Origin of the sequence: Achromobacter sp. B7 (assembly GCF_003600685.1) — a bacterium.
Classification (GTDB): domain Bacteria; phylum Pseudomonadota; class Gammaproteobacteria; order Burkholderiales; family Burkholderiaceae_B; genus Achromobacter; species Achromobacter spanius_B.
On sequence record NZ_CP032084.1, the window covers coordinates 1,873,495 to 1,896,802 of the forward strand.

Genomic DNA, 23,308 nt, shown 5'->3' on the forward strand with positions numbered 1-23,308 from the left:
AAAACAAATGATATAGCCGCGCATTTAAATAAAACAATTGTTTTTTTTGTTCGGCATTTCCCGTGCGGCGATGCGGTTCTAGCCCACACGGCCGCGCCTTGAGCACGCCACTTGCTCCTCTCGCAAGTCCGGGAAATTTGCTTATATCTTCTGCAAATCCGTGTTCATTTATTTACATCGTGCGCGGGTTTTTTGTTTGACGTGAATACATCGGGCGCATATCATTCGTGTAGAAATGAATTTGACCGAACCTTTCTCTTCCATGACCAGCCCCGCGAACACTGATCCCTCCCAGCAGTACGACCTGCGCATTTTGCGAGCCCTGCGCCGCATCACGCGTTCGATCGCATTGCACTCGCGACAGTTGTCCGCGGTCAGCCATATCACTGCTCCGCAGTTGATGTGTCTGCGCACGGTAATGGCCAATGGCCCGATGACGGCCACGGCCATCAGCCGTGAAATGCATGTCAGCCCCAGCACGGTGGTTGGCATCCTGGACCGCCTGGAAGACAAGGGTTTGATCCGCCGTGAACGCGGCCGCGAAGATCGCCGCATTGTTTTCGTTACTGCCACGGACGCCGGCCGCGAATTGGCCCAAGGCGCCCCGTCTCCCCTGCAAAAGCATCTGGCCGACGCATTGAACGCGTTGCCCGAGCTCGAGCAAGCCACCATCACGCTATCGCTGGAACGCATCGTGGCGCTGATGGAGCAGGAAGGGCAGGCAGTCGCAGCGGAACCGCACGGCGATGTATCGTCGCCCATCCTTGAAGTGCCCACGGGCGGGGCACCCCCAGAATCGGGAATCGTTGCATGAAGAAAAACGAACTGGACACCCCCCATCTCTCAAGTGCCGTGGCGCCGGCGGTTCGCGCGCAGACCCATACGATGCGTCCGCCCACCCGCAAAGACGGCGCCGCCATTCACCAGCTCATTTCCGAGTGCCCGCCGCTCGACCTGAATTCCCTCTACGCCTACTTGCTCCTTGGTGAGCATTTCAGCGACACCTGCGTCATCGCCGAAAGTGCCGGCGGACGTATCGACGGTTTTATCTCCGCTTATGTGATCCCGACCCGCCCCGACGTGTTGTTCGTCTGGCAGGTTGCGGTGCACACCCGCGCACGCGGCCATCGGTTGGGCCGCGCCATGCTTCGCGAACTCTTGCAGCGCAAGGGGCTCGAGCATGTTCGAAATCTTGAAACCACGGTGGGGCCTGACAACCAGGCATCGCGCCGCAGCTTTACCGGCCTGGCCGGCGAGCTTGGCGCCCACGTTTCCGAACAGCCGTTCTTCGACCGGCAATTGTTTGGTGGCGCGGACCATGACGACGAGATGTTGTTGAGGATAGGCCCGTTCGCATTGCCTGCCCCGTAGGGCAGCGCAACCCCAGCGGACTTATCGAAATTACCGGGATGGCAATGCCTGTCCGAATGCGTTCACCGCATCCGGAGGGATCGTGCCGTCTATTCAACTTATGAGATGAAAAAGGGAGGATTGATCATATGGACTTGAAAATCTTTGACCGGATGGAATCCGAAGTGCGGGGCTACATTCGGTCGTTCCCCGTGATATTCAGCCAGGCCCGAGGCTCGACGCTGATCGACGAAGACGGCACCGAGTACATCGATTTCTTCAGCGGCGCAGGCACGCTGAACTACGGCCACAACAATCCTGTTCTCAAGGAAAAACTGCTGGAGTATGTGCAGGCGGACGGCGTCGTCCACGGCCTGGACATGGCGACCAGCGCGAAGAAGCGTTTCCTGGAGACGGTGGATCGCGTGCTGCTCAAGCCGCGCAACTGGCAATACACGCTGCAATTCACCGGCCCCACCGGCACCAATGCCGTGGAAGCCGCGCTGAAGATCGCGCGCCAGGTCAAGGGCCGTTCGAATGTGATTTCGTTCACGCATGGCTTTCACGGCGTCAGCGGCGGTTCGCTGGCCGTGACGGCCAACATGAAGTTCCGCGAAGCGTCCGGCTATGCGCTGGGCAACACCACGTTCATGCCCTATGACGGCTACTTCGGCCCCGACGTGGACACGATGGCCTACCTGGAACGCATGCTGGAAGATCCCAGCAGCGGCATGGACAAGCCCGCCGCCGTCATCGTTGAAACCGTGCAGGGCGAAGGCGGCGTCAACGTTGCCACGCTACGCTGGCTGAAAGAGCTGGAAAAGCTGTGCAAGCGCCACGACATGCTGCTGATCGTGGACGACATCCAGGTGGGCTGCGGCCGCACCGGCACCTTCTTCAGCTTTGAAGCCGCCGGCATCCGCCCGGACATCATCACGCTGTCCAAGTCGCTGTCTGGTTTCGGCCTGCCGATGTCCTTGGTGCTGATGAAGCCCGAGCTGGACATCTGGAAGCCGGGCGCCCACAGCGGCACGTTCCGTGGCAACAACCTGGCGTTCGTCACCGCCACGCAGGCCTTGGAAACCTATTGGGCCAACACCGCCTTCACGGCCGACATCCAGCGCAAGGAACGCACGGTGCGTGACTGGCTGGAAAACCTGGTCCACAGCTATCCCAACGCGGGCCTGTCGGTGCGCGGCCGTGGCCTGATCCAGGGCCTGGTGTGCAACACCACGCCCGCGCTGGCCAACCGCATCGCGCAGCAGGCATTCAAGAAGGGCGTCGTCATCGAGACCTCGGGCGCGCATGACGAAGTGCTCAAGCTGCTGCCGGCGCTGACGATTGAAGAAGATTTGTTGAGCAAGGGCCTGGACATCATCGAGGCCAGCGTGGCCGACGCGCTGGCAGAAGAAGGCCAGTCCGCCCGCATTCTTAAATTTGGAGGAAAACGTCAATGATCGTACGCAATGTCAAAGATGTGATCGGCACCGCCGACGAAGTCCGTACCGACACCTGGGTCAGCCGCCGCGTGCTGCTCAAGAAGGACGGCATGGGCTTTTCCTTCCACGAGACCACCATCTTTCCCGGCGGCCGCACGCACATCCACTACAAGAACCATCTTGAAGCGGTGTGGTGCATTGAAGGCGACGGTTCCATCGAGACCATCGCCGACGGCAAGAAGTATGACCTGGGCCCCGGCGTGGTCTACGCGCTGAACGAACACGACGAGCACTGGCTGTGCGGCGGCAAAGAGCCGCTGCGCGTCATCTGCGTCTTCAACCCCCCGCTGACCGGCCAGGAAGTGCACGACAAAGAAGGCGTCTACGCCTTGCCTGAAGCCGAAGCCAAAGCGGCTTGATACAAGGAGGTTCGCATGATCTCACCTGCAAAGGATCCGTACGCCTCCCGTACGGACCGGGGCTCCGCCATCATTGCCCGCCAGGACCCGGTGGTCTATGGCGACGGCAAGTACGCCAACGCCTTGTCCGGCGAACAGGTCGGGCAATATGAGCGGGACGGCTTTCTCTTGTTGGAAAACCTGTTTTCCGAAGAAGAGATCCGCGCGCTGTCCGCCGAGGTCGAGCGCATGACGCGCGACCCGTCGATCATCCGGCGCGAGGAATCCATCACTGAACCCGGCAGCAATGCCGTGCGCTCCATCTTCATGGTGCATGTGTTGAACCCCGTGCTGTCGCGCCTGGTGCGCGACCCGCGCCTGGTCAACGTGGCGCGGCAGATCCTGGGCTCCGAGGTATACATTCACCAGTCGCGCGCCAACATGAAGCCCGGCTTCAAGGGCAAAGAGTTCTACTGGCACTCGGACTTCGAGACGTGGCACGTGGAAGACGGCATGCCGTCGATGCGCGCGCTGAGCTGCTCGGTGCTGCTGACCGACAACAACGAGTGCAACGGCCCGTTGATGCTGGTGCCCGGCTCGCACCGCCAGTTCATCTCGTGCGTGGGCGAAACCCCGAACGAGCACTACAAGCAATCGCTGAAAAAGCAGGAATACGGGGTGCCGGACCCGGTCAGCCTGCAATTGCTGGTAGAGCAGGGCGGCATCCGCTCGATGACCGCCAAGGCGGGTTCGGTGGTGTTTTTCGACTGCAACACCATGCACGGTTCGAACAGCAATATCTCGCCGTGGCCGCGTGCCAATGTCTTCATGGTCTACAACAGCATGGAGAACACCTTGAACCCGCCCAAGTACGGCCTGACGCCGCGCCCCGAACATATCGCGACGCGCAAGGGCTTCAAGGCGGTGACGCCGCTGGATACGCTGAAGCTGGTGGGCGGCTGATCCACCGCGTTCAGCCCGCCGCGTCGGACCTTGGCGGGTTGTACCTCCCACACCGAAACCCGGGCCTTGCCCGGGTTTTTTCATGCGCGGTGCGGCGCCTGAAATTCGACCGATGCCGGCGTCCGCTCTCTGCTATTCTTGCGCGGATTCCCCTCACGCCAAAGCGATGCCGCCATGTCCGCCCGTATCCTGAGCTTGCACATTTACCCGATCAAATCCTGCGCCGGCATCGATCTGGCGGAGTCGCCCATCGTCCGGGCCGGCCTGGCTTACGACCGTCGCTGGATGCTGATCGGCGCCGATGGGCAGTTCATGACGCAGCGCCAATGGCCGGCGATGGCCCTGATCCGCACGGCGCTGACCGCCGACGCCCTTCGCGTCAGCGCGCCCGGCATGCCCGATCTGGACGTGCCCCTGGATGAATCCGGCATCGAGCCCGGCGCGCAAACCGTGGCGGTCTGGGCCGACACGATATCGGCGCGCCACGAAAGCGCCGCCACGGGCCAATGGTTTTCTGAATTCCTGAAAACGCCGTGCCGCTTGCTGAAGGTGGACAGCGCTGCCGCGCGCAACGCCAAGCCCGACTGGGTATCGCGCTGGGTGGATGCGCATCCCGATCTGGCGGACGCCTTCGTGGGCGAACACCACTTCGGCTTTGCCGATGGTTTCCCGCTGCTGATCGCCAACCAGGCCTCGCTGGATGACCTGAACGCGCGCCTGCAAGCCAAGGGCGTGGCGCCGGTGCCCATGGACCGTTTCCGGCCCAACATCGTGGTCGAGGGCGAATGGGAACCCTTCGAAGAAGACCATACCGCCATGATCACGGCAGCGGGCGTTCGGATGGCGTTCGTCAAGCCGTGCACCCGTTGCTCGATTCCCGACATCGACCAGCGCACCGCCCAGCAGCACGACGAGCCCGGCCGTACGCTGGCGGGCTATCGCAATCTGGATATCGGGGTGGTGTTTGGCCAGAACGCCATTCTGGACGCGCCGGCCGGCGCGCGCTTGAAAGTCGGCGACGCGGTCGAGATCGAACTGGATTTCTGACCGGTCGTCGGGCCGGGGGTGTCTTCGGTCACGCCGAAGACACCTGTGCGGATTACGCCGAAGACAACTTCAGGCCGATCAGACCCAGCACAATCAGGGCCACGCTGACGATGCGCATCCAGCTCGTGGACTCGCCGAACAGCACGATACCGGCCACGAAGGCGCCCACGGTGCCGATGCCCACCCACACGGCGTAGGCGGTGCCCAGCGGCAGCGTTTTCATGGCGACAGCCAGCAGCCACACGCTGATGGCCATGCCGCCCGCGGTAATCAGGGACGGCCAGAGGCGGGTGAAGCCATGGGTGTATTTCAGGCCCACGGCCCAGACGATTTCAAACAGGCCCGCTAGCACCAGGATGATCCAGGTCATTGACGACTCCTTCTGTTGCGCTGCCGGCGTTGCGCCGGCAATAAGGGGTCGTCCCCGGATAAAAAAAACACCGATCGTTTGACCGTGCGCAGCAACGGGCCGTCCCGCTGCGGCAAAAATTATAGAATACCGGCTTCCAACGGCAAAACCGGATGCCGGGCATCACTTAAGCAACACGTCGCGGACCGGACCGCGAACCAGGAATTTCCATCATGCAACGCATCATGCTGCGGGCAAAGCTACACCGCGTCACGGTCACCGAAGCCGACCTTCACTACGAAGGCTCATGCGGCATCGACGAAGACCTGCTGGACGCTGCCGGCATGCGCGAGTTCGAACGCATCGAACTCTACAACGTCACCAATGGCGAACGCTTCGACACCTACATCATCAAGGCGGCCCGCGGCAGCGGCGCCATCTCGCTGAACGGCGCGGCCGCGCGCCGGGCCCAGGTGGGCGATCTGTTGATCATCTGCACCTACGGGCCGATGTCCGAAGAAGACTCCGCCAAGCACAAGCCGCAGGTCGTGCTGGTGGACGACGCGAATCGCGTCAAGGAAATTCGCAAGTTCCCGGCCTGAGGCCGGGCCGGGCAACGCCCCATTTCGGCCTGGCCGGATGGCGCTTTCGTCAACCCTGAACCATTTCATCATGAGCTTCCAGGTCATCATCCAACCCAGCAAGCATCAATTCCCGGTTGAGCCCGGCCAGACCGTGCTCGACGGCGCCTTGGCCGCCGGCATCGTGCTGCCCTACAGCTGTCGCAACGGCGCGTGCTCCACCTGCAAGGGCAAAGTGGTGTCCGGGGAGTTCGACGCCGGGCAATATCCCGCCCAGATCCTGTCGCCGGAAGAACTGGCCAACGGCTACACGCTGTTTTGCCAGGCCAGGCCCGCGTCCGACATGGTGGTTGAATCCACCGAAGTCCGGCTGGCCAGCGACATCCAGATTCGCAAGCTGCCGTCGCGCGTGCAGACGCTGGAACGCGTGGCGCCCGATGTCACCGTGCTTAAGTTGCAACTGCCTGCTTCCGAGCAGTTCCGCTATTACGCGGGGCAGTACATCGAAGTCATCCTGAAAGACGGGCGTCGTCGCAGCTACTCGATGGCTGGTGCGCCGCATACCGGCAGCCCGCTTGAACTGCACATCCGGCACATGCCGGGCGGGCTTTTCACGGACCATGTATTCGGCGCCGGCACCACGCAGATGAAGGAACGCGAGATCCTGCGGCTGGAAGGGCCGTTCGGCTCTTTCTTCCTGCGCGAAGACAGCGACAAGCCCATCGTGCTGCTGGCTAGCGGCACGGGCTTTGCGCCTGTGAAGGCCATCGTCGAGCACATGATCCACAAGAGCATTGCGCGCCCGGTCACGCTGTACTGGGGCGGCCGCCGTCCCCAGGACTTGTACATGGACGCACTGGCGCAGTCCTGGTCTGGCCTGCTGCCGAACTTCAAGTACGTACCGGTGGTGTCCAATGCGCTGCCCGAAGACGGCTGGTCGGGGCGCACCGGCTTCGTCCATGAAGCCGTCATGCAAGACATCGCGGACCTGTCCGGCCACCAAGTCTATGCCTGCGGCACGCCGCTGATGGTGGATGCCGCGCGTCGCGAATTCAGCGTGCAGAACGGGCTGCCGCCGGAAGAGTTCTACGCGGATGCCTTCACGTCCGAGGCCGACCTGGCGAAAGCCGCGTCGTAAATCGGACCACGGGAATCATCGGGGGGGAATTCACAGGCTGAAAAGCTTCGTGACTTCCGCCCCTTTTTTATACGTAGGCGAAGGCAAATCGGCGGGGTAAACTGCCTTCGCAGCGGCTTGCCAAAGGGGCGGACATCGGGTCCGTGGCCGACTTGGCATGCAAGGAGCAATGCGGGCATGAAAGTAGCGGTATTGGGTAGCGGCATTATCGGAATCTCCAGCGCCTGGTGGCTGAACCAGGCCGGCCACGACGTTGTGGTCATTGATCGCTGCACCGGTCCCGCCCAGGAAACCAGCCTTGCCAATGGCGCGCAGATTTCGGTTTCCTATGCCGAACCCTGGGCCAATCCGCAGGCGCCGCTCAAGCTGCTCAAATGGATGTTCCAGGACAACGCGCCGTTGCTGTTCCGGCCGCAGCTGGACTGGCGTCAATGGATGTGGGGCCTGGCCTTCCTGCGTGAGTGCCTGCCCGGCCGGCTGGCTCCGAATATTCGGGCCATGGTGCGCATGGCCGAGTACAGCCGCGCCACGCTGCGCAGCATGCGCGCGGAACTGGGCATCGAATACGACCACCTTGAACGCGGCATCCTGAACTTCTACCGCGATCCCCACGAATTCGAAAACTCGCAACGGGCCGCCGGCCTGATGCGCGATTTCGGCGTCGAGCGCCGCGTGGTCACGGCAGACGAGGTCATCGCCATCGAACCGGCCCTGGCCCCGCACCGCCAGACCATCGTGGGCGGTGATTACACGCCTGAAGACGAAAGCGGCGACGTCCACTTGTTCTCGGTCGCGCTGGCCGAACGTTGCGCCCGCGCCGGCGTCGAATTTCGCTACAACACGCGAGTCACGCGTTTGCTGACGCAAGGCGGCGCCGTGCACGGCATGGAAATCATTGAACCCGATGGCCGCTACGGCACCCTCTCGGCAGACGCGTATGTCGTCGCGATGGGCAGCTTCAGCCCCAATCTGCTGCGTCCCTTGGGCATTCCGTGCAACGTGTATCCCGCCAAGGGCTACTCGGCGACCTTCCCGGTGCTGAAACCGGAAGCCACGCCTACGGTCAGCCTGACCGACAGCAGCCATAAAATTGTGTTTTCGCGCCTGGGCGACCGTCTTCGCATGGCCGGCACCGCCGAGCTTTCGGGATATTCGCGCAGTCTGAACACCGGCCGTTGCGAAGCCATGACGCGCCTGGCGCAAGAACTTTTTCCCGACGCGCTCGATTTCGAACGCGTCAGTTATTGGTCGGGCCTGCGCCCGTCCACTCCCTCGAACGTGCCCATCATCGGCCGTAGCCGCATCCCCAACCTGTATATCAACACGGGTCACGGGACGCTCGGCTGGACGATGGGCGTTGGCTCGGGCCGGGCTTTGGCCGATCTGCTCAGCGGACGGCGGCCGGAACCGGAATTTCCTTTTCTTGGTCTGTGAACCTATGAAGAATCTGCAATTGGCGGGCGTTGCCCGCGCGATGTTCGCCAGCCGGCGTGCATGGGTCTTCGGCGCCGCGATGGCGCTGGCGGGGGTGGCTAACGCCGCACCCGTGGAAATCCAGGTCTGGCACACACTGTCGGACGCCAACAAGGCCGAGTTCGAAAAACTGGCCAAGCAGTACAACAAAGAGCAGGACCAGGTCAGCGTCAAGCTGCGTGGTTTCGCCTCGCAAGAGGCGCTGGAACAGGAAGCCGCATCGGCCGCCAAGGCCAAAAAGGCGCCCAACCTGGTCCAGCTGACGGATAACCATTCACCGGAAGTCGTGGCGCAGCACAAAGCCATCATGCCGATGTACGAACTGCTGGCCAAGTACCCGATCAAGGACCTGAACTGGTTCGTGCCGGCCACCAGCAGCTTCACGCGCGACAGCAAGGGCCGCCTGCTGGCGTTCCCGTGGATGGCCGAAGTGCCGGTGATGTTCTACAACACCGCCGCCTACAAGAAGGCCGGCTTGGATCCCAACAACCCCGCGCGCACCTGGAACGGCCTGCAAGCCGAACTGCTGAAGCTGCGCGACGTGGCCGACATCGATTGCCCCTACGCGTCCAGCGACCAGGTCACCGTGCACCTGGAGAACCTGGCCCCGATCAACGGTCAGCAATTCACCAGCAACAACAACGGCCTGGACGCGATCACGAAGAAAAGCGCCGCGCCCGCGATGCAGTTCGACACGCTCTACATGCGCCACATCTCCCTGATGGTCAGCTGGAAGCGTTCGTTGCTGTTCATGGCGCACACGGGCGACGCGTCGGCCGACAAGTTGTTCGCCAAGGGTGAATGCGCGGTGCTGACCGCCAATTCCGGCGCATTCGGCACGTTCCTGAACACCAAGTCGCTGTCGTTCGGCGTGGCGCCGGTGCCGTACTACGACCAAGCCACCAAGTCCGCCGGCCAACCGTTTGTCAGCGGCTCGGCTTTGTGGGCGCTGGAAGGCCGCCCGCAATCCGAAGAAAAGGCAACGGCACAGTTCCTGGCCTGGCTGTCCAAGCCGGTCGTGGCCGCCGAATGGCATCAGCGCACGGGCTTCCTGCCCCTGACCGAAGCCGCGTTCCGCGCGTCTGACGTGTCGTTCTACAAGAGCATCCCGGGCGCACAGGCCGTGATCGCGTCGATGAGCAACCGTCCGGCCAGCAACAGCCGCGGCTTCCGCATGACCAACTACGCGCGCATCGAACCCGTTCTGAATCAGCAACTGAACGACGCCTTCGAAGGCAAGGTTCCGCCCGTGTCGGCATTGAACAATGCGGCTTCGCAGGCGCGCAGCATCGCCGCCCAGCGTTAATCCATGCGCTAGGCCTGGGCAGCGTGTAGCTGCCTGCCGCCACCGCAAAAACCCGGTCTTTCAGACCGGGTTTTTTTTTGCCTTCGGTACGCCTGTCCGGGAGGGGTGGATCAATTCATCCATGCGTACATGCCAGTCTGGCGGCCCGCTTTGCCCTCGTCCACCATGCCGTTCATGCGTACCGATTCCGGTGCGCCTTCAGCTTGCGGTGAGGCATGGTTCGAATCATTTTCCTGGTGGCAGGCGTGTCCTGCCTGGGGGCTTGCACTGGCTGGCCCGCCAATGATGGCGCCGGTGTGGGGTGGCAGGCTGCCGGGTCCGCTGCGCACGCGTTTCGTTTTGATTGGCGCTTGTCCGGCGACCCGGCGGTTGCGCCCATGCAGGTGTTCGACGACGGCAAGGACGTCTGGCTGCAATTCGCGCCGGGGCAACCCTTGCCCGCTATCTTCGGTGTGCGAGCAAATGTTGAACACGCGCTGCCCTATACGCGGCGCGACCCTTATGCGGTGGTGGCGGGGGCGTGGGACGCGCTGCGGTTTCGCGGCGGGCGCTTGATGGCGCGCGCTGAACGCGAAGCCCGACGCGACACCGAACGCGACACCGAACGCGACACCGAACGCGCAGCCGATGTTGCGGCCGCGCCAGGCGCACCGGTTTCGATGTCGGCAGAAGCCGCCGTCGCCGTACCGCTCGCGGGCGTAGGGCAACTGGCGGGTAAAGGGCCATTGGGCACGCGTGATGCGCCTGCGCTGGCGGCTTCTTTGCCCGGCGATTCCAAGGCGGACATTTCAACGGCGGGCGCTTTAACGGCAGCTGTTTCAAGCGGAGCCGCTTCAACGTCAGACACTTCAATTTCAGGCGTATCCCTATCCGCCATTCCAAGCCCAAACGCGGCTGCCGCCGTCAGCAGGTATCGGGCAGCACCCCCGGACACTACGCTGCGCGCCGTGCTGGCGCGGTGGGCCGGTGATTCGGGCTGGACCTTTCGCCCGCAACACTGGGCTGTCGACGTCGACATTCCCCTGTCCGCCTCGGCCGATTTTTCCGGCGATTTCAAATCCGCTGTCCGCGAATTGCTGAGCGCCACCGAGCTGGCCGACAAGCCCTTGCAGCCTTGCTTTTACGGCAATCAGGTCCTGCGGGTGGTGCCGCTGGCCCAATCGTGTTCGCGGGCCGCGCCTGCGCAAGGGGGTGGGGCATGAACCGGCTTCAATGGTTTGGGGTGGCTGCGACTTGCGCGCTAGCTGGCTGCGCGGCAACGGAGCAGGTGGCGCACTTGAATCGGGCGGCGAACGAACGGCTTGATGTTGTCTCCGGCCATCACCGCGCGTTCGCCCAGGGCTTGTCCGACCGCCAGGCGCGCATCGCCGCGCAGGACGTGGCGGCGCCGTGGGTGGCCGGCACGCCGCAACCCTTGGCGCGAGACGTGTCGCTGCCGCCCGCTTTGCGCGAGAACGTGCCCACCACGTTGATGCTTGCGGACGACGCCGATCTTTTCGGATTGGCGCAACGCCTGGGCGCTGCCACCGGCATCCCGGTGCGGGTGCAACCCGAAGCGTTGCTGCCGCTGGAGCAATTTCTGCCGCGTCTGGCCGTAACGGGCGGCTTGTCCGTGCCGGCGCCGTACCGCATGGAAGTCCGGGACGGCCCCTTGCCGCTTGCCGACTTGCTGGACGCGTTGGCCGCGCGCTTTTCGGTGCATTGGCGATACGTGCGCAACGCGCTGGAGTTCTACCGCACCGAGACGCGCGTGTTCGACGTGCGCGCGCTGTCGTTGGCAAGCGCGGTCGACGTGCGCCTGGGCAGGTCCGGCAACGCAGACGGCGAGGGCTTCGAAAGCACCTCCAGCACCACGTTGGCGGCCAAGGAACACAACGCGCTGGCCGTGCTGCGGGCCAGCATCGCGCCGTTCCTGACGCGGTCGGGCCTCATTGCCGATGCGGTGGACGGCGCATCGTCCCTCGTCATCACTGACACTCCCGACGCGTTGGAGCGCATCGCGGTCTTCCTCGAACGCGAAAACAAAGTCATGACGCGTCGCGTACGCCTTGTCTTCGAAGAAATCACCGTCATCGTCAAGCAATCGGCCTCGGGTGGCCTGGACTGGAACGCGCTATACGCGGCGGCGGGGGCTTCCGCGCGCTACGCCATGCCGGCCGTGGCGGTTGCCGGAGCAAGCACGCTTGACGTGTCGGCGGGGCGGGGCGCCTGGCAAGGGTCGCAAGCGCTGGTGTCTGCGCTGAGCACAATGGGCGCGATCGTCCGGCACAACAAGGTTCCGGTTTTGACGCTTAACCGGCGCCCGGTCACTCATGCCATTCGCACCACGTTTTCCTACATCGATCGCGTACAAAGCACCGCGGTGCCGGGCACCACGGCGGGGGGCGCCAACGGCACGTTGCCGGCCGTGTCCATCACGCAAAAAGAAGAAACCGTGGGCTCGTTCCTGACCCTGGTTCCTGACATCCAGCATGACGGCCAGATCTTGCTGTCCGTGGCGTATGACAACGCGGTGGCGCAACCACTGAAGACCATCACCTTTGGCGAGCGCGGCAATCAGGTCCAGGTGCAGCAGATCACGATTGACGGCAATGGCACGGTTCAGCAAATAGAGCTGCGGCCGGGGCAACCCGTGATTTTGTCCGGCTTCGACCGCAGTACCGACCAGCATGCAGGCCAGCGCCTGGCCCCGGGGCTACCGCTGATCACCGGCGGGCACGACAGCGCCGAGCAGGCGCGCGAGACGACGTTGATGCTCGTCACCGCCCAAGTAGAAGAGGGGTACTAAGCCGCCATGAAACGAGCCCCCGACCCGTTATTGCTTGACTGCCCCGGCGCCGGCCATCGCCTGGCGTTCGGCCTGCGATGGCTGGTATTGATCGGCTCCGACACGCAGGCCCTTGCGCGCGCGCGTGGGCGCCGGTTGCGCGCCACGCACGTCGTCGTAGGCGGTTCGCCTGCAACGATGGCGGGGTACGGGCGCCTGCGCGGAATGCGGCGTGCACGCGCTGGTGAATGGTGGCGCAATCGCGTAGCCAAACACGTAGACGGCCACGTAGGCAATCGGGCAGCGGACGCCGCGCCTGGTCGCGCGGCCCGCCGTCCTGCAAGGCCCTTCGTCCTGGCTGCCGCGCAGCTTTACGCGCTGCGGTTTCCGTCCGGCGGACACTGCGTCATCGCGCTTCCCGATGGTCGGTACTGGCTGGTCGCAGCTCAGGACGGTGTGGTGCTGTCCCAGGCGGATCGTGTGTTTGTGTCTCACGATGACGCGTTGCAGGCGCAAGCGCGGTTGCAAGAACAACGCCCTGGCTTACCGCCGCACGATCCCGACTCCATCTGGGCTTGCCTGATCAGCGCGGTGGATTCGGGCGCCCGCCTCGCGCCTTTGCCATCGCGCTGGGCGGGCGTGCCGTTTGCGCTGCGTCTGTTTCTGCTGTGCGTCGCCATGGCGGCCCTTGCACCGCCGGTTTGGCGGTCGGTTGTCCCTTATGTTCTGTCCCATTGGGCGGCAGCGCCTGCTGAGGATTCCGTGCCACCCGATCCGCGAAGCGCCCATCAGGCTATGTTGGGCGCCCTGACCGCGCATGGGCCGAACGATGTCGCGCGGCTGCTACGCAGTGTGGGACTGTTGCCCATCCAGGTACAGGGCTGGGCGCTACGCCGCGCGCAGTGCGATGCCGGCGAGGGCGTTTGGCGTTGTGCGGCGGTCTATGCGCGCGCGCACCGTTTCGCGACGAATCAACGCTTGTACGCGCGGCTGCCCGCTGGCTGGCAGGTGTCATTCAAGCCCTTGAATGAAGCCACGTTAGCGTGGCGCGTGGCATCCGAACCTATTCCTCTGACTGCCTTGGCGCTGCCTAGCGGCTTGCATGTCGACACCGAACTGGTGGCCGCATTGCAGCGCTTGCAGCCTGCATTCGCGTCAGTGTCGCTGGCGTCGGCGGTGGCATTGCCGCTGTCGTTGTCGAACGCATCGGTCGTTGGCGCCCAAGTCTCCCCGTCGCAGACCCTCCCGGTATTGCGACGGCGCGCGCTGCGTCTGCAAGGTCCGTTACGGTCGATCGGCCTTATCCCCACCGCGCTTGCCCCCGCGCTTACGCCCGCGCGTTGGTCTCGTCTTGTGGTGGACGTCCAAGCACAGGCCAAGCCCACCTTGGTGGCCAGCACGCTGGTCGCCGAACTGCAAGGAGATCTCTATGAACAAGACTAAGCCGGGACTTGTCGCCATTGCGTTCGTGGCGCTATGCGGCGGCGGGGCCTCACATGCAACAACGCTGCCGCTTGAAGACGCCCGGCCCTGGCCAGAGGTTGAAACGGTGCAGACCTTGTTGCGTGCCGACGCGGCTGCCGCGCTGGCCGATTGCCGTGTGCCCGGCATCTGCCCGTCGGGCCGCGCGACGGCACAGCCCGACGAGCCCACCGCCCGGCAGGTAGACGCCATCCGCGTGGCGGCCATTTACGGATCTACCCGCCGCCTTAACGTCGACGTCGTTATCAACGGCGCGCTATTGCGCTATCGGGCCGGCCACCAAGCCCCTGTCGCTGGCGCCTACTCTGCGCGCGCTTATCGACTGCTGGCCGTCGAAGGCGCCTGCGTGCATTTGCGCCGCGACGATCTTGACCACACCGCTTGCGTCGATATCGGAGCGGCAACGCCATGATCCCGCGCGTTATTCCAAGCCCCTCGCAGCCGCCTCCATTGTTGGGCACGCTCGATGACATCGCGCGGCTGACCCCCGCGCTTGTGCGGGCGCTGGCCCGCGAGTTCGACCTGGCCTCGTTGGCCGGCAGGCTGTGCCCGGTTTTGCTGGACAGTGGCGAGGTGGCCATCTTCGCGGTCAAGGAATATGTTCACGGCGATGCCATCGACGAGTTGCAGCGCATGGTGGCTGCGGCCGGCTACCGCCTGGCCGTGCCCCTGCGTTACCAGTTGCCCGCGCCCTTGCTCCTGATGATTGCGCGGGGCCAATTGACAGCGTCCGGCGTGGGCGGATCGGGCGCCGGTCCTCAGGCGGATCGCGCATCTGCCCTGGCCGCGCTGTTCCTGGACATTGTTCGCTGGGGCGTCTTGCAGGGCGCCAGCGATGTGCATATCAACGTCAATAGACGGAACGAGACCTGCGACATCCGCTACACGATCAACGGCGACTACGTGTCCACGGACCGGTTCGCCGGGTTGTCGAACGACACGCTGCTGGAGGTGCTGGCGGTGGCCTGGATGGACGTGCGCGGCGGCAATGGCGCCGTCTTCGACCCCGCGCTTGAACAGCAAGGGCGGTTGGCCTTTGTGGTCGATGGCATTCCGATCGTGTTGCGATGGGCCTCTCTGGCCGCCGATGCCGGGCCGTCGGTGTGCTTGCGCATCCTGCGCCTGGACGCCACGGCCGACGGCAACCTCCAGACCCTGGGCTACCCGCCCGGGCAAATCGCCACCTTGCTACGCGCCCGTGACCGCGAGGGCGGCGCCATTGTGCTGGCCGGCGTGGTCGGGTCGGGCAAGTCCACGACCATCGCGACCTTGATGCGCGGTATCGACCCCACGCGCAAGGTCATAACGTTGGAAGACCCGGTGGAATACATCATCGCCAATGCGTTGCAAAACACCTTGGGCGGCGCGTTGGCGGAATCCGCCTGGGCGTCATTCGATGCCAAGTTGAAGACCATCAAGCGCTCGGCCATGAACGATCTGCTGATCGGTGAAATCCGTGACGTCAATACGGGCCGCGCGTTCATGGACCTTGCCAGTTCGGGCATCAGCCTTTACGCCACGACCCATGCGGGCGCGGCCGCCATGATTCCCGAACGCCTTGCTTCGGATGCCATCGGCGTGTCGCGAGATTTCCTGGCCACGCCAGGCATTTTGAAACTACTGGTCTATCAGACGCTGTTGCCGCGTTTGTGTCCCGCGTGCGCGTTGCCGGTGGACAGGCTCTGGCGGGCAGCTGATGCCGTTGGGGGCGTCGAAGGCGCCTACGCGGCGTACGACGCGGCGGGTTGGCGGGCGTGGGTGCACGCACTTCAGGGCACCTATCAGTTGGATGCCGGCCAGCTACGGGTCAGGAACGCGGACGGATGCCCGGCGTGCCGACGCCCACAGTTGTCGCAGCTGAACGGCACGTCGGGTCGCTGTGTAGCGGCGGAAATGATCGAGCCCGAGCGCCTGGACGGATTTCTGGACCGCGTGCGCGCCCGTGATAACGCCGGGCTGGACAAGCTGGTACGCGAGGCGGGTTTTCAGTCGCGCACGGGGCCGGAGGCGGCAGGCCAAGACTGGCGGGAATCCGCCACGCGAGGGGCACGGGCGCTGCACTGTGCACTGCTTAAGGTCAGCACTGGCGAGGTAGACCCGCGCGCGCTGTTGCGGCGTTTCGATGTCCCCATGGGGGCGCCGGCGGCGGCTGTGCGTCAAACCCCGCGAGGCGCCTCATGAACCGACCGCAAACACTTGCTCGCGGGTGGCCGCGAATCACAGGGCAAGGCATGTCGCCATGGTTCGACGCACTAAGGTTTCGGCCTCATCGCGCGGATTATTACGCGTATCTGGCCGATCTTATCGAGGGCACGCAGGGGCGTAAAAGCCTGCGCGACATCTTCGAGGACGATGCGCGCCGCTATGGCCCGCGAACAGTGCGTGGCCGCCTGTCCCGACGTTGGGCGTCTTCCTATCAGGAGGAAGGGGGCGATCTTGGTGTCGCATGGTCTGGCACCTTGCCGCTGGACGAATGTCGTCTTGTCAGTTGTGTGCAGGAAGAGGGCGGTGACCTTGCCGCTGCGTTGCGCGATCTTGCCGGGGCCGTCCGCTTGGCGGGGCAAGCGTGGCTGGCTGTCGCCTCTGCCGCTGCCGCGGGAGTGGTCGCGGCCACGGTCGCCTTTGCGTTGCTATGCGCCATTCCGTACTTCACCGTGCCGCGCCTGCAATCGGTCTTCCAGCTGGTGCCGCCGGAAGACTACGGCCGCTTGACGCGCAACCTGTTCGGGCTGGCGGGCGCGCTGGATCAGTGGCTGCTGCTATGGCTGGTGCTGAGCCTGGGCATCGCCTTGCTAAGCCTCTGGTCCTTGCCAAATCTGACCGGCGGCGCCAGAGCCGCTTTGGACCGATGGCTGTTATGGCGCTTGTATCGCGACTTTCAGGCGATTCGCTTTCTGTGCCTGTTGTCTGTGCTGATCCGGCAACGCGGGTCCGCGGACACCCGGCTTCGTCGTGCGCTGTCGGTGCAGGCGGGGGGCGCGTCACCTTGGCTGCACACGCATCTGCAAGCCATGTTGGACCACATTGATGCGGGCGATAGCGGGCCGGACATCTTCGCCACCGGCATGCTGGACCAGGAAACCTGGTGGTACATGGCCGACATGATGGATGCGTTGGGGCTTGAAGCGGGCTTGGCGCGAGTACGCCAGCGTGTCGAAGCTCGCCTGCTGGCGCGCGTGCGCAGACAGGCGACCGCATTGCGTTGGTCGCTGCTTGTCGCCTCGCTGGCAACGGTATTGGGCATCACGCTTTGGCACTACGGCGTCATTGACGAGTTGCGGCGCGCCCTTACGAATTTTTATGCAAGTCAGTAGCGCGGGGCGGGACTGTACCCAACCACCACTCGCGCACATTTCATTTATCCACGGAGGCAGCGATGCAGCGAATACCCATGAACAGTAAAAACCGGCGTCGATGCCGCATAACACGGCAGCGGGGCTTTTCCTTGATGGAGGTGTCCATCGTGACCGCCATCGTGTTGTTGATCGCCATCGTCGGGATTCCGGCGATAGGCGCCTATGTCATCGAAAACAAGGTGCCCAAGGTCGGGGAGGAAATTCAGCGTTTCATTGCCAGCATGAAAATCAATGCCCAGGGTGGTGGCGTGACGCCGTACGAGGGGCTGGACACCGGCGCGCTGGCGAATGCGCTGCGCGACTCCAGCGTGCTGGCTGTCGTGGGCAGTGGGGCGTCGGCACGGGTGGTGCACGGTCTGGGCGGCAGCGGAACGGGCCGCAACGGTGTGGTCGAGGTGGCGGCCGCCGCGTCCGGCGGGGGCGGGCTGGGGTCGGCATTCGTCGTCACCCTGACTAACGTCAGCCACGCGGCGTGCCCAGCGCTGGCCTCGGTGCTGCAACGGGTCTCGGAGGCTATCTCCATAGGCGGCGGCACGGGCGCAAAAGTCGTGAAAGACGCGCTAGCCGTTCCCGACGTGCCGTATCGCGCCGCCTTGGCGCAGGCGCAATGCAGCCAGGGTGAAGTCAACACCTTCACTTTCACCGCAAGATGACGCCGCCGCTCTTTGGCAAGGGCGCGCGCGGGTCGCCGCGCGCATGCCGGCCCCAAGGCGGGTTCTCGCTGGTCGGTCTGGCGGTGGCGCTGGCATTGACGTCCATGATTGCGATCTGGGCGTCAAACCAGCTCGTCCAGCGGATCGAAGACGCGGCGGCGCGCTCCACGGGCGTGTGGCTGATGCAGGTCAGACAGGCGATGGCGCAAACGCTTCAGCGCCATTTCGACGCCTTGTCCAAGGGCGGCCCTTTGGTGGGCGAGGGCGGAGCCCCGTTGTTCGCGGACCCGTTTGCACCCACCGTGGCGGAATTGCGCACGCAGGCATATTTGCCCGCTGATTTTCCGGCGCGCACGGCGATGGGATTCGGCGTGCGGGTTCATATCGTGAGACACGACGCGTGCCCCGGCCCGCGCTGCCGGCTTGATGCCCTGGTCTACAGCGACACGCCCGTGCTGAAAAAGGGAACGCATGCGCCGGACCTGGTCGGCATCTCCACGATCATCGACGCTGCGCAAGGGTATGCGGGCGCGGTGTGGCCCGAGGCGCCCGGGCGGGTGCGGGGGCCGGCCTTCAGTTTTCCCAACCCCTTGGCCAACGCCCCGCCCTATGCGGCGGGCACGGTGGCGCTCTGGGCGGGCATCGGCGGACAAGCCGAGACCAGCGTCCAGCCCGTCATGCCGGACCTGACGCCGTACGTAAAGATTGGGGATGCGCGGGACCCCAGCTTGGCGGGGTCGCTCACCGCGGCATCCTCGATCATCGCAGGCGGGTATCTTTCCGTGGGCGCCCGCGCCACGGCCGGCCACCCCTGCAACGTTGGGGTCGGCACCGTGGCGTCATCCCACGAAAGTGAATTGTTGACGTGCCAGTCCGGGGTTTGGCAGCGTGCATCAAGCGGTTTTGGCGGCGCCTACAGCCTCAATCATCCGCGCGGATGCAGGCATTACACCGGCGTGTCGACGGCCAATCCCGTGACAGGGCAGTGTTCCTGTCCCCCGGGCTTTGCCGGGGTCATCGTGTCCGCGGGCGGAAAATGGACGGAAACCGAAGGGTGGACGACGGGATATGTGTGTGTCAGATAGGGCAGCCGGACCGGCCTTTTCCGCGCTTTCTCGCTAACCCTCTATAATCAAAGATTCGCCTAAATCTGCGTCATCCACGATGAAATCCTCCGAGATTCGCCGCCAGTTTCTGCAATTCTTCAAGTCGAAGGGGCACACCATTGTCCCGTCGTCCTCGCTCGTTCCCGGCAACGATCCGACCCTGCTTTTCACCAATTCGGGCATGGTCCAGTTCAAGGACGTGTTCACGGGCAAGGAATCGCGGTCGTACACGCGCGCCACGTCCTCGCAGCGCAGCGTGCGCGCGGGCGGCAAGCATAACGATCTGGAGAACGTGGGCTACACCGCCCGGCACCATACGTTCTTCGAAATGCTGGGTAACTTCAGCTTTGGCGACTACTTCAAGCGCGACGCCATCCAGTACGCCTGGGAGCTGCTGACGCAGGTCTACAAGCTGCCGGCCGAAAAGCTCTGGGTCACCGTCTATCAGGAAGACGACGAGGCCTACGACATCTGGGCCAATGAAGTGGGCGTGCCGCCCGAGCGCATCGTGCGCATCGGCGACAACAAGGGCGCGCGCTACGCGTCGGACAACTTCTGGCAGATGGCCGACACCGGGCCCTGCGGCCCTTGCTCGGAAATCTTCTTCGACCACGGCCCGGACGTCTGGGGCGGTCCTCCCGGATCGCCCGAAGAAGACGGCGACCGCTACATCGAAATCTGGAACCTGGTTTTCATGCAGTTCGAGCGCGACGCCGAAGGCAATATGCCGCGTCTGCCGCGCCCCTGTGTCGATACCGGCATGGGGCTGGAGCGCATCGCCGCCGTTTTGCAAGGCGTGCATTCCAACTATGAAATCGACCTGTTCCAAAAGCTGATCCACGCCGCCGCGCGCGAAACGGGCGTGCAGGACCTCGAGAACAACTCGCTGAAGGTCATCGCGGACCACATCCGTGCCTGCTCGTTCCTGATCGTCGACGGCGTGATCCCCAGCAACGAAGGTCGGGGCTACGTGCTGCGCCGCATCGTGCGTCGCGCCTTGCGCCACGGCTACAAGCTGGGCCAGACCAAGCCGTTCTTCCACCGCCTGGTGCCTGATCTGGTCGCCGAAATGGGTGAAGCCTATCCGGAATTGGCCAACATGGCCGACCGCGTGGCGCAGGTGCTCAAGCAGGAAGAAGAGCGTTTCGGCGAAACGCTGGAACACGGTATGCGCATCCTGGACACGGCCTTGGCCAATGTGCCCAAGGGTGGCGTGCTGGACGGCACGACGCTGTTCACCCTGTACGACACCTACGGCTTTCCCGTCGACCTGACCGCCGACATCTGCCGCGAACGCGAAGTCGAAGTCGACATGGCGGGTTTTGAAGTGTCGATGGAACGCCAGCGGGATCAGGCGCGCGCCGCCGGCAAGTTCAAGATGGCCGAAGGCCTGAGCTACGAAGGCGCCGAAACGCGCTTCGAAGGCTACGAAAAGCTGGAGCTCGACAACGTCAAGGTCACGGCCCTGTACGTGGACGGCACGCAGGTCCAGCAGGTGCAGGCTGGCCAGAATGCCGTCGTGGTGCTGGACGCCACGCCGTTCTACGCTGAGTCCGGCGGCCAGGTCGGCGATACCGGCTTGCTGGAAGCCGACGGCGTACGATTTGCCGTCGCCGACACCCTGAAGATTCAAAACGGTGTGTTCGGTCACCACGGAGTGCTGGAAGCGGGTTCGTTGTCGGTAGGCACGACGCTGCTGGCGCGCGTGGACGCCGTGCGCCGCGCGCGTACCGTGCGCAACCACTCGGCCACCCACTTGATGCACAAGGCCTTGCGCCAGGTGCTGGGCGCGCACGTGCAGCAGCGCGGTTCGCTGGTCGATGCCGACAAGACCCGCTTCGACTTCGCACAAGATGCGCCGATGACCGCCGAGCAGATCGCGCGCGTCGAAGCCATCGTCAACGCTGAAGTGTTGGCCAACCATCCCACCGTTGCCCAGGTCATGGCATACGATGACGCCGTCAAGGGCGGCGCCATGGCGCTGTTCGGCGAGAAATACGGCGATACGGTGCGCGTGCTGGATATCGGCTTCTCGCGCGAGCTTTGCGGTGGCACGCACGTCAGCCGCACCGGCGACATCGGTCTGTTCAAGATCGTGTCCGAAGGTGGTGTGGCGGCGGGTGTGCGCCGTATCGAAGCCATTACCGGCGACAACGCGCTGGCCTGGGTGCAGAACCAGAACGCCTTGCTGACCCAGATCGCCGGCATGCTGCGCAGCACGCCGGCCGACGTGCCGGCGCGTATCGCGCAGGTGCAGGATCAGATCAAGGCGCTTGAGAAAGACCTTGAGCAGTCCCGCAACAAGCTGGCGGCCAGTGCCGGCAACGACCTGGCGACCAGCGCCGCTGTCGACGTCAAGGGCATCAAGGTCCTGGCCGCCAGCATTGGCGACGTGGACCCGAAGGCCCTGCGTGGCATGGTCGACAACCTGAAAGACCGCCTGAAGCCGGCTGTCGTGCTGCTTGCCACCGGCTCGGCCGACGGCAAGATCAGCGTGGTGGGCGGCGTCACCGCCGACCTGACCGACCGCATCAAGGCGGGCGACCTGGTTGGCTTCGTCGCCAGCCAGGTGGGGGGCAAGGGCGGCGGACGTCCGGACATGGCCATGGGCGGCGGCACCGACCTGGCCGCCTTGCCGGCCGCCATCGCCGGTGTGCAAAAGTGGGTGGACGAGCGTCTCTGATGAGCAGCGCGGATACCGGTGTCGACGCCGGCGTGCAAGCGCCGACTTTCGAGCACGAGATCGATGCCAGCGGCCTGACCTGCCCGCTGCCCATCCTGCGCGCCAAGAAGGCGTTGGCGCAGATGGCCAGCGGCGAAGTTCTGCGAGTTGTCACCACCGACCGCAATGCAATCCGAGACTTTCAGGCGTTTGCCCGTCAAACCGGCAATACGCTGGTCGCGCAGCACGAGGCCGAGGGGCGCGGCGTGCATTACCTGCGCCGCCGATAGCCGGCGCAGCCGTTTATTCCCGGATTGCGCCGCGCAGAAGCGCCATTAGGTCCGCAGTCCGCTCTCCGCTACCCGCTATCCGATACGCACCCGCAAAAAGGCCCGCTTGCATCAAGCGGGCCTTTTCTTTGCCGGTGCTCGGTTTATTTGTGGATGGCCGCGGCCACGGCTTGGGTAATCGTGAAATCCACCAAGTCGCCTTCCTTGAGCTGTTGCAGGCGCGCTTGCAAGGCGGGGTCTTTGACCTGGATCGTGCGCATGCCGCCCTGCGGCCCCTTCAGCGTGACCAGGTTGGCGCTTTTGTTGATGTGCCAGATCTCGGCGGTGATGGTGGTTTGGCGGCCCACTGCGCCGCCCGGCTTGGCGCCGTCGGCGCTGCGTGTCGCCGCCGTTTCAGTCTTGACTTCGGGGGCGCCCGAACCCGCTGGGCGCACATCCACCCCCACGGATTCGTAGTAGTCCAAGGTCAGCATGTCGCCCGGTTTGATCTGCTGGAAGTTGCGGACCTCGGGGCCGGCGACGACCTCGACCGTATTGCCGTTGTTGCCTTGCAAGGTAATGGCGCGCGTGGCCGGGTCCACGGCGGTGACCTCGCCCGTAGCGGTGGTCATCGCCGCGCCGACGATGCGGGCAGAAGCGGTGATGGGCATCGCCAGCGTGCCTAGCAATAGGCCCGTCAAGGCCAGGCGTGCGACGGGTTTGAAGACGGATGTCGGGTTCTTCATGGTGTGGCACCCTCCGAGAGAGGAAGTGTGGGGGAAAAAACACGAACGAACAGGCGTAACGATGCCGGAAGGAGTAAATCCGTCGTCAGGATGAAGATTGGAAAACAGGGGAAATGCCGCGCCGAAGGGGCACAGCGAAAGGCAGGCAAACGGGGGGTCTGGCGTAGGACGACATAAATCCGATCTCTCCAACCGGTTATTTCTTCAAACGCACTAAGGTGAT

At 64.2% G+C, this 23,308-nt stretch carries 22 protein-coding genes; 20 read left to right on the forward strand and 2 right to left on the reverse strand.

Going from position 1 to position 23,308, the window contains the following annotated elements; genetic code table 11:
• The first annotated feature begins 262 nt into the window (after nucleotides 1-262).
• The 6 genes from DVB37_RS08435 (at nucleotide 263) to DVB37_RS08460 (ending at nucleotide 5,197) form a co-directional block, all read left to right on the forward strand.
• The gene (locus DVB37_RS08435; RefSeq protein ID WP_046803710.1) at nucleotides 263-814 is read left to right on the forward strand and encodes a MarR family winged helix-turn-helix transcriptional regulator; all 552 of its coding nucleotides are present in this window, start codon (nucleotides 263-265) and stop codon (nucleotides 812-814) included.
• A complete protein-coding gene (gene ectA / locus DVB37_RS08440; protein ID WP_120154618.1) occupies nucleotides 811-1,371 on the forward strand; it encodes a diaminobutyrate acetyltransferase in 561 nt (186 codons plus the stop codon). Before DVB37_RS08435 ends, ectA begins: the two co-directional genes overlap by 4 nt.
• A gap of 128 nt (nucleotides 1,372-1,499) precedes the next feature.
• Entirely contained in the window at nucleotides 1,500-2,807 is a 1,308-nt protein-coding gene (gene ectB, locus DVB37_RS08445; RefSeq protein ID WP_104145719.1) for a diaminobutyrate--2-oxoglutarate transaminase, read from the forward strand.
• Nucleotides 2,804-3,208: an ectoine synthase gene (locus DVB37_RS08450; protein WP_006218546.1), complete on the forward strand. Its 405-nt coding sequence runs from the start codon at nucleotides 2,804-2,806 to the stop codon at nucleotides 3,206-3,208. Before ectB ends, DVB37_RS08450 begins: the two co-directional genes overlap by 4 nt.
• 15 nt (nucleotides 3,209-3,223) lie before the next feature.
• Complete coding sequence (gene thpD / locus DVB37_RS08455; protein ID WP_046803707.1) at nucleotides 3,224-4,150, forward strand: ectoine hydroxylase; 927 nt, start codon at nucleotides 3,224-3,226, stop codon at nucleotides 4,148-4,150.
• A gap of 174 nt (nucleotides 4,151-4,324) precedes the next feature.
• Nucleotides 4,325-5,197: an MOSC domain-containing protein gene (locus tag DVB37_RS08460; RefSeq protein WP_120154620.1), complete on the forward strand. Its 873-nt coding sequence runs from the start codon at nucleotides 4,325-4,327 to the stop codon at nucleotides 5,195-5,197.
• 52 nt (nucleotides 5,198-5,249) lie between these two features.
• Here DVB37_RS08460 and sugE read toward each other — a convergent pair whose 3' ends face one another.
• Entirely contained in the window at nucleotides 5,250-5,567 is a 318-nt protein-coding gene (sugE, locus tag DVB37_RS08465) for a quaternary ammonium compound efflux SMR transporter SugE (RefSeq protein WP_046803706.1), read from the reverse strand.
• A 212-nt stretch (nucleotides 5,568-5,779) separates the two neighbouring features.
• Between sugE and panD the strand changes: the two genes are divergently transcribed.
• The 14 genes from panD (at nucleotide 5,780) to DVB37_RS08535 (ending at nucleotide 22,360) form a co-directional block, all read left to right on the forward strand.
• On the forward strand, nucleotides 5,780-6,148 hold the full coding sequence (panD, locus tag DVB37_RS08470; RefSeq protein WP_039883066.1) for an aspartate 1-decarboxylase: 369 nt from the start codon (nucleotides 5,780-5,782) through the stop codon (nucleotides 6,146-6,148).
• A 70-nt stretch (nucleotides 6,149-6,218) separates the two neighbouring features.
• Nucleotides 6,219-7,265, forward strand: coding sequence for a CDP-6-deoxy-delta-3,4-glucoseen reductase (locus DVB37_RS08475; protein WP_120157421.1), 1,047 nt, complete (start codon nucleotides 6,219-6,221; stop codon nucleotides 7,263-7,265).
• Between the two features lie 177 nt (nucleotides 7,266-7,442).
• Nucleotides 7,443-8,699: a D-amino acid dehydrogenase gene (locus tag DVB37_RS08480; RefSeq protein WP_120154622.1), complete on the forward strand. Its 1,257-nt coding sequence runs from the start codon at nucleotides 7,443-7,445 to the stop codon at nucleotides 8,697-8,699.
• A 4-nt stretch (nucleotides 8,700-8,703) separates the two neighbouring features.
• On the forward strand, nucleotides 8,704-10,044 hold the full coding sequence (locus DVB37_RS08485; RefSeq protein WP_120154624.1) for an extracellular solute-binding protein: 1,341 nt from the start codon (nucleotides 8,704-8,706) through the stop codon (nucleotides 10,042-10,044).
• A gap of 215 nt (nucleotides 10,045-10,259) precedes the next feature.
• Complete coding sequence (locus DVB37_RS08490) at nucleotides 10,260-11,246, forward strand: TcpQ domain-containing protein (RefSeq protein ID WP_120154625.1); 987 nt, start codon at nucleotides 10,260-10,262, stop codon at nucleotides 11,244-11,246.
• Nucleotides 11,243-12,832, forward strand: a complete 1,590-nt coding sequence (locus DVB37_RS08495; protein WP_120154626.1) for a type II secretion system protein GspD — start codon at nucleotides 11,243-11,245, stop codon at nucleotides 12,830-12,832. Before DVB37_RS08490 ends, DVB37_RS08495 begins: the two co-directional genes overlap by 4 nt.
• Before the next feature lie 6 nt (nucleotides 12,833-12,838).
• Nucleotides 12,839-14,254, forward strand: coding sequence for a type 4b pilus protein PilO2 (locus tag DVB37_RS08500; RefSeq protein WP_162941175.1), 1,416 nt, complete (start codon nucleotides 12,839-12,841; stop codon nucleotides 14,252-14,254).
• Nucleotides 14,241-14,705 carry a hypothetical protein gene (locus DVB37_RS08505; RefSeq protein ID WP_120154628.1) on the forward strand — a complete coding sequence of 155 codons (465 nt, stop codon included), beginning with the start codon at nucleotides 14,241-14,243 and terminating at the stop codon, nucleotides 14,703-14,705. Before DVB37_RS08500 ends, DVB37_RS08505 begins: the two co-directional genes overlap by 14 nt.
• Nucleotides 14,702-16,474, forward strand: coding sequence for an ATPase, T2SS/T4P/T4SS family (locus DVB37_RS08510; RefSeq protein ID WP_120154630.1), 1,773 nt, complete (start codon nucleotides 14,702-14,704; stop codon nucleotides 16,472-16,474). The genes DVB37_RS08505 and DVB37_RS08510 overlap by 4 nt, the downstream gene beginning before the upstream one ends.
• A gap of 50 nt (nucleotides 16,475-16,524) precedes the next feature.
• The gene (locus DVB37_RS08515; protein WP_120154632.1) at nucleotides 16,525-17,607 is read left to right on the forward strand and encodes a general secretion pathway protein; all 1,083 of its coding nucleotides are present in this window, start codon (nucleotides 16,525-16,527) and stop codon (nucleotides 17,605-17,607) included.
• Nucleotides 17,608-17,741: 134 nt separating this feature from the next.
• On the forward strand, nucleotides 17,742-18,302 hold the full coding sequence (locus tag DVB37_RS08520; protein WP_240434059.1) for a type 4 pilus major pilin: 561 nt from the start codon (nucleotides 17,742-17,744) through the stop codon (nucleotides 18,300-18,302).
• Nucleotides 18,299-19,387 carry a type II secretion system protein J gene (locus tag DVB37_RS08525; protein WP_240434060.1) on the forward strand — a complete coding sequence of 363 codons (1,089 nt, stop codon included), beginning with the start codon at nucleotides 18,299-18,301 and terminating at the stop codon, nucleotides 19,385-19,387. Before DVB37_RS08520 ends, DVB37_RS08525 begins: the two co-directional genes overlap by 4 nt.
• Nucleotides 19,388-19,466: 79 nt before the next feature.
• A complete protein-coding gene (gene alaS / locus DVB37_RS08530) occupies nucleotides 19,467-22,091 on the forward strand; it encodes an alanine--tRNA ligase (RefSeq protein WP_046803697.1) in 2,625 nt (874 codons plus the stop codon).
• Nucleotides 22,091-22,360 carry a sulfurtransferase TusA family protein gene (locus tag DVB37_RS08535; protein ID WP_120154636.1) on the forward strand — a complete coding sequence of 90 codons (270 nt, stop codon included), beginning with the start codon at nucleotides 22,091-22,093 and terminating at the stop codon, nucleotides 22,358-22,360. Before alaS ends, DVB37_RS08535 begins: the two co-directional genes overlap by 1 nt.
• 143 nt (nucleotides 22,361-22,503) lie before the next feature.
• Here the strand turns inward: DVB37_RS08535 and DVB37_RS08540 are convergent, their stop codons facing one another.
• Complete coding sequence (locus DVB37_RS08540) at nucleotides 22,504-23,085, reverse strand: hypothetical protein (protein ID WP_120154638.1); 582 nt, start codon at nucleotides 23,083-23,085, stop codon at nucleotides 22,504-22,506.
• Between the last annotated feature and the right edge of the window lie 223 nt (nucleotides 23,086-23,308).

Bases quoted from the DNA above. Each gene is read 5' to 3' on its own strand.
- DVB37_RS08435 (WP_046803710.1), top strand. From the start codon at position 263: ATGACCAGCCCCGCGAACACTGATCCCTCCCAGCAGTACGACCTGCGC.
- ectA (WP_120154618.1), top strand. From the start codon at position 811: ATGAAGAAAAACGAACTGGACACCCCCCATCTCTCAAGTGCCGTGGCG.
- ectB (WP_104145719.1), top strand. From the start codon at position 1,500: ATGGACTTGAAAATCTTTGACCGGATGGAATCCGAAGTGCGGGGCTAC.
- DVB37_RS08450 (WP_006218546.1), top strand. From the start codon at position 2,804: ATGATCGTACGCAATGTCAAAGATGTGATCGGCACCGCCGACGAAGTC.
- thpD (WP_046803707.1), top strand. From the start codon at position 3,224: ATGATCTCACCTGCAAAGGATCCGTACGCCTCCCGTACGGACCGGGGC.
- DVB37_RS08460 (WP_120154620.1), top strand. From the start codon at position 4,325: ATGTCCGCCCGTATCCTGAGCTTGCACATTTACCCGATCAAATCCTGC.
- sugE (WP_046803706.1), bottom strand. From the start codon at position 5,567: ATGACCTGGATCATCCTGGTGCTAGCGGGCCTGTTTGAAATCGTCTGG.
- panD (WP_039883066.1), top strand. From the start codon at position 5,780: ATGCAACGCATCATGCTGCGGGCAAAGCTACACCGCGTCACGGTCACC.
- DVB37_RS08475 (WP_120157421.1), top strand. From the start codon at position 6,219: ATGAGCTTCCAGGTCATCATCCAACCCAGCAAGCATCAATTCCCGGTT.
- DVB37_RS08480 (WP_120154622.1), top strand. From the start codon at position 7,443: ATGAAAGTAGCGGTATTGGGTAGCGGCATTATCGGAATCTCCAGCGCC.
- DVB37_RS08485 (WP_120154624.1), top strand. From the start codon at position 8,704: ATGAAGAATCTGCAATTGGCGGGCGTTGCCCGCGCGATGTTCGCCAGC.
- DVB37_RS08490 (WP_120154625.1), top strand. From the start codon at position 10,260: ATGGTTCGAATCATTTTCCTGGTGGCAGGCGTGTCCTGCCTGGGGGCT.
- DVB37_RS08495 (WP_120154626.1), top strand. From the start codon at position 11,243: ATGAACCGGCTTCAATGGTTTGGGGTGGCTGCGACTTGCGCGCTAGCT.
- DVB37_RS08500 (WP_162941175.1), top strand. From the start codon at position 12,839: ATGAAACGAGCCCCCGACCCGTTATTGCTTGACTGCCCCGGCGCCGGC.
- DVB37_RS08505 (WP_120154628.1), top strand. From the start codon at position 14,241: ATGAACAAGACTAAGCCGGGACTTGTCGCCATTGCGTTCGTGGCGCTA.
- DVB37_RS08510 (WP_120154630.1), top strand. From the start codon at position 14,702: ATGATCCCGCGCGTTATTCCAAGCCCCTCGCAGCCGCCTCCATTGTTG.
- DVB37_RS08515 (WP_120154632.1), top strand. From the start codon at position 16,525: ATGTCGCCATGGTTCGACGCACTAAGGTTTCGGCCTCATCGCGCGGAT.
- DVB37_RS08520 (WP_240434059.1), top strand. From the start codon at position 17,742: ATGGAGGTGTCCATCGTGACCGCCATCGTGTTGTTGATCGCCATCGTC.
- DVB37_RS08525 (WP_240434060.1), top strand. From the start codon at position 18,299: ATGACGCCGCCGCTCTTTGGCAAGGGCGCGCGCGGGTCGCCGCGCGCA.
- alaS (WP_046803697.1), top strand. From the start codon at position 19,467: ATGAAATCCTCCGAGATTCGCCGCCAGTTTCTGCAATTCTTCAAGTCG.
- DVB37_RS08535 (WP_120154636.1), top strand. From the start codon at position 22,091: ATGAGCAGCGCGGATACCGGTGTCGACGCCGGCGTGCAAGCGCCGACT.
- DVB37_RS08540 (WP_120154638.1), bottom strand. From the start codon at position 23,085: ATGAAGAACCCGACATCCGTCTTCAAACCCGTCGCACGCCTGGCCTTG.